The organism is Phocaeicola fibrisolvens (assembly GCF_025567125.1).
GTDB classification, from domain to species: Bacteria; Bacteroidota; Bacteroidia; order Bacteroidales; family Bacteroidaceae; genus Phocaeicola; species Phocaeicola fibrisolvens.
The window spans coordinates 20,849-33,376 of record NZ_JAOQJI010000045.1 but is presented as its reverse complement, the minus strand read 5'-3'; the positions used below and the strand labels follow the sequence as shown (position 1 = coordinate 33,376).

General features: G+C 50.2%; 13 protein-coding genes. 8 read left to right on the top strand and 5 right to left on the bottom strand.

Going from position 1 to position 12,528, the window contains the following annotated elements; translation table 11 throughout:
* Positions 1–373 precede the first annotated feature (373 nt).
* The gene (locus OCV81_RS14715) at positions 374–763 is read left to right on the top strand and encodes a hypothetical protein (protein ID WP_148330705.1); all 390 of its coding nucleotides are present in this window, start codon (positions 374–376) and stop codon (positions 761–763) included.
* A 132-nt stretch (positions 764–895) separates the two neighbouring features.
* Here the strand turns inward: OCV81_RS14715 and OCV81_RS14710 are convergent, their stop codons facing one another.
* The gene (locus OCV81_RS14710; RefSeq protein WP_148330704.1) at positions 896–1,459 is read right to left on the bottom strand and encodes a sugar O-acetyltransferase; all 564 of its coding nucleotides are present in this window, start codon (positions 1,457–1,459) and stop codon (positions 896–898) included.
* Between the two features lie 192 nt (positions 1,460–1,651).
* Here OCV81_RS14710 and OCV81_RS14705 point away from each other — a divergent pair, with 192 nt between their 5' ends.
* Complete coding sequence (locus OCV81_RS14705) at positions 1,652–2,338, top strand: SGNH/GDSL hydrolase family protein (protein ID WP_148330703.1); 687 nt, start codon at positions 1,652–1,654, stop codon at positions 2,336–2,338.
* Positions 2,339–2,366: 28 nt separating this feature from the next.
* On the opposite strand, the gene lipB is transcribed toward OCV81_RS14705, so the two are convergent.
* Positions 2,367–3,032: a lipoyl(octanoyl) transferase LipB gene (gene lipB / locus OCV81_RS14700; RefSeq protein ID WP_148330702.1), complete on the bottom strand. Its 666-nt coding sequence runs from the start codon at positions 3,030–3,032 to the stop codon at positions 2,367–2,369.
* 157 nt (positions 3,033–3,189) lie between these two features.
* Here lipB and OCV81_RS14695 point away from each other — a divergent pair, with 157 nt between their 5' ends.
* From OCV81_RS14695 to gcvP, 4 genes are read left to right on the top strand one after another with little or no spacing between them, the layout of a single operon-like run.
* Positions 3,190–4,053, top strand: a complete 864-nt coding sequence (locus OCV81_RS14695; protein WP_148330701.1) for a DUF3298 and DUF4163 domain-containing protein — start codon at positions 3,190–3,192, stop codon at positions 4,051–4,053.
* A gap of 6 nt (positions 4,054–4,059) precedes the next feature.
* Positions 4,060–4,686, top strand: coding sequence for a 16S rRNA (guanine(527)-N(7))-methyltransferase RsmG (rsmG, locus tag OCV81_RS14690; RefSeq protein WP_022354963.1), 627 nt, complete (start codon positions 4,060–4,062; stop codon positions 4,684–4,686).
* A gap of 8 nt (positions 4,687–4,694) precedes the next feature.
* Positions 4,695–5,336 carry an MBL fold metallo-hydrolase gene (locus OCV81_RS14685; protein ID WP_148330707.1) on the top strand — a complete coding sequence of 214 codons (642 nt, stop codon included), beginning with the start codon at positions 4,695–4,697 and terminating at the stop codon, positions 5,334–5,336.
* Between the two features lie 39 nt (positions 5,337–5,375).
* Positions 5,376–8,225 carry an aminomethyl-transferring glycine dehydrogenase gene (gene gcvP / locus OCV81_RS14680; RefSeq protein ID WP_148330700.1) on the top strand — a complete coding sequence of 950 codons (2,850 nt, stop codon included), beginning with the start codon at positions 5,376–5,378 and terminating at the stop codon, positions 8,223–8,225.
* Between the two features lies 1 nt (position 8,226).
* On the opposite strand, the gene OCV81_RS14675 is transcribed toward gcvP, so the two are convergent.
* Entirely contained in the window at positions 8,227–8,400 is a 174-nt protein-coding gene (locus OCV81_RS14675) for a hypothetical protein (RefSeq protein ID WP_262640385.1), read from the bottom strand.
* A gap of 113 nt (positions 8,401–8,513) precedes the next feature.
* Between OCV81_RS14675 and OCV81_RS14670 the strand changes: the two genes are divergently transcribed.
* Both OCV81_RS14670 and OCV81_RS14665 read left to right on the top strand, forming a co-directional pair.
* A complete protein-coding gene (locus tag OCV81_RS14670) occupies positions 8,514–9,812 on the top strand; it encodes a phenylacetate--CoA ligase family protein (protein WP_177866531.1) in 1,299 nt (432 codons plus the stop codon).
* A gap of 12 nt (positions 9,813–9,824) precedes the next feature.
* A complete protein-coding gene (locus OCV81_RS14665; protein ID WP_148330699.1) occupies positions 9,825–10,253 on the top strand; it encodes an amino acid-binding protein in 429 nt (142 codons plus the stop codon).
* Here OCV81_RS14665 and OCV81_RS14660 read toward each other — a convergent pair.
* Together OCV81_RS14660 and aspS are read right to left on the bottom strand one after the other, a co-directional pair.
* Positions 10,250–10,639, bottom strand: coding sequence for a GtrA family protein (locus tag OCV81_RS14660; RefSeq protein ID WP_148330698.1), 390 nt, complete (start codon positions 10,637–10,639; stop codon positions 10,250–10,252). The genes OCV81_RS14665 and OCV81_RS14660 overlap by 4 nt on opposite strands.
* A 40-nt stretch (positions 10,640–10,679) precedes the next feature.
* A complete protein-coding gene (gene aspS / locus OCV81_RS14655; protein ID WP_148330697.1) occupies positions 10,680–12,443 on the bottom strand; it encodes an aspartate--tRNA ligase in 1,764 nt (587 codons plus the stop codon).
* Positions 12,444–12,528 lie beyond the last annotated feature (85 nt).

Below are 12,528 nucleotides of genomic sequence, written 5' to 3'. Positions count from 1 at the left end.
TTTTTTTGAGGAAAATCCAAACGACTTCAATCTGATATGAAACGACAGAGGCCATCTCAATTCATTTTGAGACGGCCTCTTTTTTATATCTTGCTTAAATCAATGGCACTTTGACAAAAATTACGATGCATTCTATGGACGGCATGTTGTACTGCTTCGAGGATTCTACCCTTCAGTAGGGATTGTCTGTCGTGCAAGAGCTAATCTACCAAGTGGATAACAAAGTGCGGTAAGACTTTGCGTTTTTAAAGATTATTTTCTACCTTCAACCCCACTTCAGTATTAAAGACTCTGCAAGAAAATGCAGCGTTTTTGAATACCTTTCAGCGTGATTCGAAAAGTATATACAAATAACCATAATTCTATAAGTAAAATGAAGAACATAATGTTATTACTAGTTGCATCAATGACATTGTCATCATGCTGCACTTTATTCAGTAGTTCAAAACAAACGATTACATTTACTGGACCTGAAGGAACAAAAATTTACGATGCAAGTAGCAATATGAGACTTGGAGAAATAGGTAAAGATCAGGTTACTACCATTAAGATTAAGAAGAAACGTGAAGATAAAACTTTGATTGCAAAGAAAGAAGGATACAAACCTTCACCGTTGATGCTTGAATCTACCTTCAACAATGCTTGTTTGTGGAACATTCTGTTTTGGCCAGGCTTCCTGATAGATTTCGGTACACAGAAGATGAATAAGTGGGACAATACTTCGATAAATATAGAGTTTGAGGAAAAATCTGCTACAGAATAAAGAAATACCTCTGCGTGTGCATTCGCAGAGGTATTTCTTTTTAAACACTTTATTGCGTATAAAATACGTATAAAAAGGCCAGCAGAAAAACCCACCGGCCTTTTCTCGTATAAGCAAAAACGCAAAAATTTGTCACTCGATGCTCCGGATAAACTTGGCCGGCACACCTCCTACTATCGTATTGGCCGGCACATCCTTCGTCACGACGGCTCCTGCGGCAATCACGGCACCGTCACCGATGGTGACTCCTTGCAGGATGGTACTGTTCGAGCCTACCCATACCCGTTTTCCCAAGACGATGGGAGCCGGCGTCATGGCGGCACGGCGTTCCGGGTTCAGGTCGTGGTTCAGCGTGGCGAACACCACGTTGTGCCCTATCAGGCAGCCGTCGCCCAGGGTCACTCCGCCCTGGTCCTGAAAATGGCAGCAGGCATTGATGAACACGTTCTTTCCCACGTGGAGATTCTTTCCGAAATCCGTGTAGAAAGGAGGAAATACCCGGAAGGTCTCGTCTACCGGACGTCCGAAAAGGCGGGACATCAGTGCCCGGACTTCTTCCATGGTGTGATATGAGCCGTTCAGCTCGAATGTTACCCGGCGGGCTTCATCGCTCATCCGGTCCAGAAATTCCTGTATTTCAGGGGTATCCAGCGGGCGACGCTGGGCTACATGCGTCAGAAAATCATTTAGTTCCATGTCTTTATGTTTTGTAAATCTGTTTCTATTTCACAAAAATACATCGGTTTGGGAAAATTTGCGGTAGACAGATTACGGATAATTTTACCCTGATTCCTTGTTTCCGGACAAAATATCCCTTATTTGTATCTTTTTTTCCCTCCGTTTTTGCTTTTTATCATGTACATTTGTGAAAACTTTAACCGACATATCATGAGAAAAACGTTTGCTTTGCTGCTCCTCTTCATGATGATTTGCAGCACCGGATTTTCGCAGTACCGGAAATCCGTTTCCATTTTAGGGGATTCCTATTCCACGTTCGAGCACTATCTTCAACCGGATACGAATGCCGTGTGGTATTTTCCACAGCCTTTAAATAAGAACGATGTGACTTCCGTCGGCCAGACGTGGTGGTACAAGTTCATTCAGGAAAGCGGATACCGCCTGTGTGTGAACAACTCCTTTTCGGGTTCTACCATCTGCCATACCGGCTACCAGAAAGCGGACTATTCCGACCGCTCGTTCGTGACGCGGATGGACAACCTGGGCTGCCCGGACATCATCCTGATATTCGGCGGTACGAACGACAGCTGGGCCGGAGCACCCATCGGCGAATACCAGTATGCGGACTGGACCAAGCAGGACTTGTCCAGCTTCCGTCCGGCCATGGCTTATATGCTGGAGCACATCCGCTACCGCTATCCCAATGTGGAGGTGTATTTCCTGCTGAACTGCGACCTGAAGACGGAAATCAACGAATCTGTAAAGACCATCTGCGCACATTATCAGGTGCCCTGCCTGGAGTTGAAGGGTATCGACAAGCAGGGCGGACATCCTTCGGTAAAGGGTATGCAGCAAATCGATGAACAGTTGAAAGTGTTTCTTGCCGGTCGGCAATAATGTGGCAGAAACGGCCTGACGGAATGCGTCAGTCCGTTTCCTTGAATAATTCCAGTATCAGCTTTTCTAGCCTGTCTTTCACTTCGTCCATCGGGATTTCTCGTTTTAGCTCCGCCTGTAGCGAAGTGACTCCTTTGTCGATGAATCCGCAGGGATGGATGTAGCTGAAATACCTTAAATCGGTATTCACGTTGAGGGCCAGTCCGTGCATGGTGACGAAATGGCTGCTTCTCACACCCATGGCACAGATTTTACGTTCTTTCGGTGTACCGGTGGCCAGCCATACGCCCGTGGCCCCGTTCACTCTTCCGGCCTCAATGCCGTACTGTCCGCACAGGCGGATGACAGCTTCTTCCAGCAGGTGCAGGTATTCCTTCAGTCCCAGGTGGAAGTCTTCCAGGTTCAGAATCGGATAGCACACCCATTGTCCCGGTCCGTGGTAGGTGATGTCCCCTCCCCGGTCCACCTGGAACAGTTCGGCATGAATGGTCTGTAACTGCATGGGGTTCAGCAGCATGTTGGCTGCCTTTCCATGTTTGCCCAGCGTGTACACGTGCGGATGCTGGCAGAAGATAATCCGGTTGGTATAAGGTTTCCCGTGGAGCTTCGCCTCAATCAGCTGGTCAAAAAGAGCAGTTTGTCGCTGCCAGGCTTCGGAATAAGAGATGAGTCCCCAGTTTTCTATTGTAATCATGGCATTCAATTCTTGATAGGTTACATTTTGCAAAGAAAAAGTTTTTCCGTGGGAATGGCAAAGATTTACAAAAAGAATTCCTTTTTCCATGACAATTCGGGAAGTTATGCTATATTTGTAGACATAAGAAGACCATTATCTGAATAAACGTCTAAATATGATGAAAAAAATACAGGGAGGGATATTCTCCTCCATTTTATGTGGAGCTTTTTCCACGATGATGTTTCCGGGTTGTACAGGAAATCATTCCGCCGGAAAGGGTGGAGTGTCGGTAGATTCCGTTCCAATTGATACAACCGTGTATCTGGATGCAGCCAATCCGGGATCGCCCAATTGTCAAATCAAACTTTGTTTTAAATATTTGAAATCGGACCCACACGATTCATTGACGCAGGTCATTAACCAGACGCTTGAAGAAGCTTTCTTCAGTGCCCATGCAGGTATGGTCTCTCCGCAGGCATTTGTGTCTGCCATCAAGGAAAGTCTGGTGCATGATTACCTGAAAGACGTGGAAGACAGTTATCAGGCAGATGTGAAAAACGGGATGAAGGCCGACGAGATACCCAACTGGTATAATTATGAGTTTGAAATCCGCTCACAACTGGAGGGAGGGAAAGACAATATCTGGAATTATTCGGTGACAACCTTCCAATACACGGGAGGAGCACATCCCAACACATGGGCTCGCTGGGTCAACGTGGATGCGCGCGACGGACACGGTCTGACCAAGGAAGAAGTGTTTCAGAAAGGTGCAGACGAAGAAATCTGCAAGCGGATATTCGTCCAGCTATTGGCCGACGTGAACCGGAAACTGGAGACAGACACCTTGACCTGCCTGGAAGGACTGAATGAAGTGGGTGTGCTGCTGGATACGGACCTCTACATTCCCGACAATTTCCTGCTTGGGAAAAAGGGAGTGACGTTCTTGTACAACACGTATGACATTGCTCCTTATTATATGGGCCGCTTCGAACTGACGGTTCCCTACAAAGAAATAGATATTTATTTAAACAAGAAATAATCGTACATGGATATCATTTTAAAATATTTCCCCAACCTGACCGAGACGCAGAAACAGCAGTTTGCGGCGTTGTATGACTTATACACCGACTGGAACAGCAAAATCAACGTGATTTCACGCAAGGACATCACCAATCTGTATGAGCATCATGTGCTGCATTCGCTGGGCATCGCGAAAATCATCCAGTTCCGTCCGGGAACCGAAATTATGGACTTGGGTACGGGTGGAGGGTTTCCGGGAATTCCCCTGGCCATCCTGTTTCCCGACACGCATTTCCATCTGGTGGACAGCATTGGCAAGAAGGTGAAGGTGGCTACGGAAATCGCCCAGGCCATCGGGCTGAAGAACGTGACGACCCGTCACTGCCGCGCCGAAGAAGAAAAACAGCAGTTTGATTTTGTGGTGAGCCGGGCGGTGATGCCGCTCACCGACCTGCTGAAGATTATCCGGAAGAATATCCGGAAGGAACAGCACAATGCCCTCCCCAACGGACTGATTTGCCTGAAGGGTGGAGAATTGGACAGAGAAGTCATGCCGGTGAAGCACCAGACGCTCATTTATGACTTGAAGGACTATTTTGAGGAAGAATTTTTCGAAACCAAGAAAGTGGTATATGTAACCATTAACGGATAAATCGTATGCTGAAAATAAAATCATTTGAATTCAATATGTTTCCCGTCAACTGTTACGTGGTGTGGGACGAGGAGACACTGCAGGCGGCTGTCATTGATGCCGGATGCTACTACAAGGAAGAACAACAGACGCTGAAGAAGTTCATCACGGACAACGGGCTGACGGTGTGCCATCTGCTGAACACGCACCTGCACCTGGACCATGTGTTTGGCAATGCGTTCATGCTCCGTGAGTTCGGATTGCGCACGGAGGCCAGCGAGCAGGATGCGTTTCTCCTGCCGCGCATCGGAGAGTATTGCCGGATGTTCGGTTTCCCGCTGAATGAGGAAGCGCCTGCCATGGGCAACGCCCTCCACGACGGGGATGTCGTGCCGGTAGGCAACCAGGAACTGAAGGTGATTGCCGTACCGGGTCATTCGCCGGGGGGGCTGGTATTCTATTGTGAGGCACAGCACTGCATGTTCAGCGGTGATGTCTTGTTCCGAGGCAGCATCGGACGGGCCGACCTGGAAGGGGGAAACTTCGAACAGCTGAGAGAAAGCATAGTGTCGCGTCTGCTCGTGCTTCCCGACGAAACGACGGTGTATCCGGGACATGGAAATCCCACCACTATCGGATATGAAAAGATGAACAATCCTTTCTTCCGCTGAGAATCGTTTTACCTGAAACCATAAATCTTGCTTATAATCATGAAAACAACGACATTTGCAAACCGACACATCGGTATTGGAGAGGAAGAGCTTCCGCTGATGCTGAAAAAAATTGGAGTCAACAGCCTGGATGAGCTGATAGACAAAACCATCCCGGCTAATATTCGTTTGAAGGAACCACTGAAACTGCCTCCTGCCATGACGGAACGTGAATTTGCCACGCACATCGGCCAGCTGGCAGCACAGAACAAACAATATAAGACCTACATTGGATGCGGATGGTATGACACCGTGACTCCGGCGGTTATCCAGCGCAACGTATTTGAGAATCCGGTGTGGTACACTTCCTACACGCCCTATCAGGCAGAAATCTCTCAGGGACGTCTGGAGGCGCTGCTGAACTTCCAGACGGTCATCAGTGACTTGACGGCCATGCCGCTGGCCAACTGCTCCTTGCTGGATGAGGCTACGGCTGCAGCAGAAGCAGCCACGATGATGCACGGACTCAGAAGCCGTGCCCAGCAGAAGGCCCAGGCCAACGTGCTGTTCGTCGACGAAGAGATTTTCCCGCAAGATTTGGCGGTAATCCGTACCCGTGCCCTTCCGCAGGGCATCACAGTCAAGGTGGGCAGTTACAAGGAACTGACTTTCACACCTGATATGTTCGGCTGCATCGTGCAATATCCGAACAACAGCGGAAGCATTGAAGACTACCGGGCCTTTACGGAGCAGGCGCATGCCGCCGGATGCAAGGTGGCCGTGGCTGCCGATATCCTCTCGCTGGCCATTCTGGTGCCGCCCGGAGAATGGGGAGCCGACATCGTGTTCGGAAGTGCCCAGCGTCTGGGTACGCCGATGTTCTACGGAGGTCCTTCGGCTGCGTATTTCGCTACACGGAATGAGTACAAGCGCAACATGCCGGGACGCATCATCGGCTTGTCGAAGGACAAGTATGGCCGGCTGTGCTACCGTATGGCCTTGCAGACTCGTGAACAGCACATCAAACGGGAAAAAGCTACGTCCAATATCTGTACGGCACAGGCCTTGCTGGCTACAATGTCGGGCTTCTATGCCGTGTATCATGGACCGGAAGGATTGAAAGAGATTGCCAATCATGTACATGCCGTGGCGGTCTGGCTGTCCAAACAACTTATCCGTCTAGGCTACAAGTTACGTCATGAAGCGTTTTTCGATACACTGAGAATGCAGTTGCCGGAAAATGTAACCACTCAGAAACTGCGCACCATTGCACTCAGCAAGGAAATTAACCTTCGTTATTTTGAAAATGGCGACGTAGGTATCAGTGTAGACGAAACGACTACGCGGGCTGATGCCAATCTGATTGTCAATCTTTTTGGAATTGCAGCAGAAGAAACAACACATGATACAGGTGAAATCCCGGAAACGGCTTTCTTGCCACGTGAGTTCAGACGCCGAAGCTCATTCCTGACTCATGAGGTGTTCCATAAATACCACACGGAAACGGAGATGATGCGATACATCAAGCGCCTGGAACGCAAGGATATTTCGTTGGCCCACTCCATGATTTCACTGGGCTCCTGTACCATGAAGCTGAATGCGGCGGCCGAAATGTTACCGCTGAGCAATGCGGCTTGGATGAACATGCATCCGCTGGTGCCGGAAGATCAGGCAGCAGGCTATCAGACGTTGATTCAGAACCTGTGCGAACAGTTGAAGACCATCACGGGTTTTGCGGGAGTGTCTCTCCAGCCAAATTCCGGAGCTGCGGGTGAATATACGGGATTGCGTGTCATCCGGAGCTATCTGGAAAGCATCGGACAAGGACACCGTCATCTGGTCTTGATTCCAGCATCGGCCCACGGCACCAATCCGGCTTCTGCCGTACAGGCGGGATATGAGCCGCTGACTTGCGCGTGCGACGAGCACGGAAACGTCGACCTGAACGACTTGCGGGAGAAGGCGGAAGCGCACAAGAACGAACTGGCGGCGCTGATGATTACGTATCCGTCTACCCACGGTATTTTTGAAGAGGAAATCAAGGAGATATGCCGGATTATCCATGCGTGCGGCGCACAGGTGTACATGGATGGCGCGAACATGAACGGACAGGTAGGGCTGACGAATCCGGGTACCATCGGGGCTGATTTGTGTCACCTGAACCTGCACAAGACCTTTGCCAGCCCGCACGGAGGTGGCGGTCCGGGTGTGGGCCCGATTTGTGTGTCCGAACACTTGGTGCCTTTCCTACCGGGACACGTCAGTCTGGGCAACCCGACGAATGAAGTGTCGGCGGCACCTTACGGAAGTGCGGGTATCCTGCCTATCACCTACGGGTACATCTGCATGATGGGGGCCGAGGGATTGAAGAAAGCCACGCAGGTGGCCATTCTCAACGCGAACTACCTGGCTGCCTGCTTGAAGGATGCGTATGGAGTGGTGTACCGTGGCAAGAACGGTTTCGTGGGACACGAAATGATTCTGGAGTGCCGGAAGCTGCACGAGGAAAGCGGTATCTCGGAAAACGATATCTCCAAGCGTCTGATGGACTACGGTTACCATGCGCCTACCCTCTCCTTCCCGGTACACGGCACGCTGATGATTGAGCCGACCGAAAGTGAAAGCAAGGCTGAATTGGATAATTTCATCGAGGTCATGGTACACATCCGGGAAGAGATTGCCGAGATTGAAAGCGGAAAGGCCGACAAGGAAGACAACGTACTGGTGAACTCGCCGCATCCGGAGTACGAGATTGTGGGTGACAACTGGACGCATCCTTACAGCCGGGAGAAGGCGGCCTATCCTATTCAGAGTGTGCGCGACAACAAGTTCTGGATTAATGTGGCCCGCATCGACAACACGTTGGGCGACCGGAAGCTGCTGCCTACGCGCTACGGAAGTTTTGAGTAAATCATTGTGAGGCGGTTCCGTTTTCCGGACCGCTTCTGTACGGAAATAAAAAGGGCCGTTGCATTTCTTCGTCCGTGAGGGAAGCAGCGGCTTTTTTCTTGTAGATTGGCTGGAAGTCGGTTGTCTTCAGAAAAGAGCCGCCGGAAGCATGGAACCGACTGTTTTCTTCTGTCAATTTTAAAGCATTTCTACTTTTTCGCAATAAAAATGAAAGTTCCTGTTTGGTTTTAGTTTATTATTTCTATATTTGTAGGCCAAATAACAGAAAACAACATGAGAAACACACAAATGTACTTGCATCCTGAAGTGGAAACGATGTCGAGACCGGACATCGAGAAACTTCAGTTGCAGCGGTTGAAAGCAACTATCAACCGTTGCATGCATTCTCCCTTTTACAAGGAACGCTTTCAGCAATGCGGAATCAAACCAGAAGATATACAGTCGTTGGAGGATTTGCAGCGCATTCCCTTCACCACCAAACAGGATTTGCGCGATCATTATCCTTTCGGACTCTCTGCCGTGCCGTTGGAGGAAGTGGTACGCCTGCATTCGTCCAGTGGCACCACGGGTACTCCGACCGTCATCCTGCACACACAGCACGATTTGGAGGAATGGGCCAATGCCGTGGCCCGCTGCCTGTATATGGTGGGACTCCGCAAGGGCGATATTTTCCAGAACTCTTCGGGCTACGGCATGTTTACCGGGGGACTGGGATTCCAGTATGGGGCTGAACGCTTGGGCATGCTGACCGTTCCCGCGGCGGCCGGCAATACCAAACGCCAGATTAAGTTCATCACCGATTTCGGTACCACGGCCCTGCATGCCATTCCGAGTTATGCCGGACGTCTGTATGAGGTGATGCAGGAAATGCACATCGACCCACGGCGGGATACGCACCTCAAGACCTTGATTATCGGGGCGGAACCTCATTCCGACGAGCAGCGCCGGCGTATAGAGAACATGTTGGGCGTCAAGGCTTACAATTCTTTCGGCATGTCGGAGATGTGTGGTCCGGGCGTGGCCTTCGAATGTCCGGAGCAGAACGGACTCCACATCTGGGAGGACTATTACATTGTGGAGATTGTAGACCCCGTGACATTGGAACCGGTGCCCGAAGGCGAAGTGGGCGAACTGGTGCTGACCACCATCAACCGGGAGGCGATGCCGTTGCTCCGCTACCGTACGCGCGATCTGACCCGTATCTTGCCGGGCGACTGTCCTTGCGGACGTCATCACAAGCGACTCGACCGGATGAAGGGACGCAGCGACGACATGATGATTCTCAAGGGTGTGAACATCTTCCCCATCCAGATTGAAAACATCCTGTTGCAGTTCAAGGAGCTGGGCAACGAGTACCTCATTACCCTGACCAACCTCGATGCCAACGACGAAATGACGGTAGAAGTGGAATTGAACGATTTTACCGACGATTATGGCTTCCTTCAGAACCTGACCAAGGAAATCACCCGCCAGCTGAAGGATGAGATTCTGATTACTCCGCGCGTCAAGCTCGTACCCAAGGGAAGCCTGCCCGTACAGGAAGGCAAGGCTGTGCGCGTGAAAGATTTACGAAAGACATTGATTTAAAAGGAAAAAGATATGACCATACACCAGTTATCTGTTTTTGTAGAAAATAAGTCGGGCACCCTTTTGCAAGTGCTCGAACTGTTGAAGGAAGCTCACATTCAGTTGATTGCTTCCACCATTTCCGATACCGTGGAATACGGTATCTACCGCATCATCTGTTCCGAGCCTCTCCGGGCCTTCCACGTGTTGAAAGACGCCGGCATCTCGGCCAACGTGTCCGAGGTGTTTGCCATCAGTCTGGACAACGAGCCAGGGCGGGCAGCCGACGCCATCCGCAGCTTCAGTGAGACGGGTATAGGTATCTCCTACCTCTACTCCTTCCTTTTGGGCGGAAAAGGTATTCTGGTGTTCCGCACCGACAATCCGGAGAAGACGCGTGAAGTCATTCTGGAGCGCGGGTTGCGTTACATTGAAGAAAAAAACTTGACAGAGATGGGTTAACGGAACGTCAGGCGGCGGTTGCAGATGAAATTGACGGCGCCATAGACAAAGAGTCCGAGGAATTGTGCCAGATACTCGTTGCAATGAAGCAGTTCCACGAGCATCAGCAGGAAAAGGAATTGTGCACTGTAGGCCAGTGCGAAAGCACCAATAAAAAATAGCATCTGATGCCAGATGCTATTTTTTTTGTCATCTGTCTCAAGCGGAAAAATCCAATACTTGCACCACATGAAGTTGTGAATCTGCGCCACGATGTACGCACATATATTTGCGATAATATAGCTTTCGCCCTCGATGTGCATCAATAGCCAGACTATCACCGCTGCAATCAAGGCATTGAGCGTACCTACTATGGCAAAGCGTATCACCCGTACAGATTCCTTCATTCAGTTCCTTTCTCTTGTTTTTCCGTTTGAAACGTGTCTTTTATTTGTTTTCGTCAAGATCTACTTTCAGATGCAGTTCATCCAGCTGTTTCTGGTCGAGGAATCCAGGTGCATCCAGCATCACGTCACGTCCGGAGTTGTTCTTCGGGAAGGCGATGCAGTCGCGGATAGAATCCAAACCGGCAAACAGGGATACCCAGCGGTCGAGTCCGTAAGCCAGACCTCCGTGAGGGGGTGCACCGAACTTGAAGGCGTTCATCAGGAAGCCGAACTGTTCCTGTGCCTTTTCCGGAGTAAAGCCGAGGATTTCGAACATCTTGGCCTGCAATGCAGAGTCGTGGATACGGATAGAACCTCCACCCACTTCCACACCGTTGACTACCATGTCGTAGGCATCGGCACGAACGGCTGCCGGATCAGTATCCAGCAAAGGAATATCCTCGTCTTTCGGATGAGTGAACGGATGGTGCATGGCCATCAGACGTCCTTCTTCTTCGCTCCATTCGAACATCGGGAAATCCACCACCCACAGGCAAGCGAATTTATTCTTGTCGCGCAGGCCCAACTGGTTACCCATCTCCAGACGCAGTTCAGAAAGCTGCTTGCGGGTCTTCATGGCATCGTCGCCACTCAGAATCAGAATCAGGTCACCCGGTTTAGCACCGAAGGCTTCTTTCATCTTCTGCAGTACTTCCTGGCTGTAGAATTTGTCGACACTTGACTTCACTGTACCGTCGGCTTCGATGCGGGCATATACCATACCTTTGGCACCAATCTGCGGACGTTTCACGAATTCAGTCAGGTGATCCAGCTGCTTGCGGGTATAGTGAGCGGCTCCTTCTGCGCAGATACCGCCGATGTAGGCTGCATTGTCGAATACAGAGAAACCGTAGCCTTTCAGCACGTCCATCAGTTCCACGAACTTCATGCCGAAACGCAAATCCGGTTTGTCGCTTCCGTAGTACTTCATGGCATCTGCCCACGGCATCCGCTGGAACGGTTCGGTCAGTTCCACGCCACGCAGTTCCTTGAACAGGTGCTTGGCCATGCCTTCAAACATATTGATAATGTCTTCCTGTTCCACGAAACTCATTTCGCAGTCAATCTGAGTGAATTCCGGTTGACGGTCGGCACGAAGGTCCTCATCGCGGAAACACTTCACAATTTGGAAATAACGGTCGAAACCGGAAACCATCAGTAACTGCTTCAGGGTCTGCGGAGACTGAGGCAGGGCGTAGAACTGTCCCGGATTCATACGAGAAGGCACTACGAAGTCGCGCGCACCTTCCGGAGTAGAACCGATCAGCATCGGAGTTTCCACTTCCAGGAAGCCTTTGCTGTCCAGATAGCGGCGTACTTCCATTGTCATGCGGTGACGGAGTTCCAGGTTCTTGCGTACGGCTGTACGGCGCAAGTCCAGATAGCGGTATTTCATACGAAGGTCATCTCCTCCGTCCGTATTGTCTTCAATGGTGAAAGGCGGAGTTTGTGCCGTGTTCAGAATATTCAGTTCCGATACGATGATTTCAATCTCTCCCGTCGGGATATTGGCATTTTTGCTGGAGCGTTCGCTCACCGTTCCCTTTACCTGAATCACGTATTCACGTCCCAGGTGGTTGGCACGCTCACAAAGTTCGGCATTCACTTCGGTGTTGAACACCAGCTGTGTGATGCCATAACGGTCGCGGAGGTCCACAAATGTCATTCCTCCCATCTTACGTGCACGCTGCACCCATCCGGCCAGTGTCACGTTCTTGCCTGCATCGGCGAGTCGCAACTCACCGCAAGTATGACTTCTAAACATATCCTATTAAATGTTAGTTTTTATCTTTTTGACAGGCAAAGGTAGCACGTATTTTTCATTTATGCAATAAAAACCCGTATCCAAA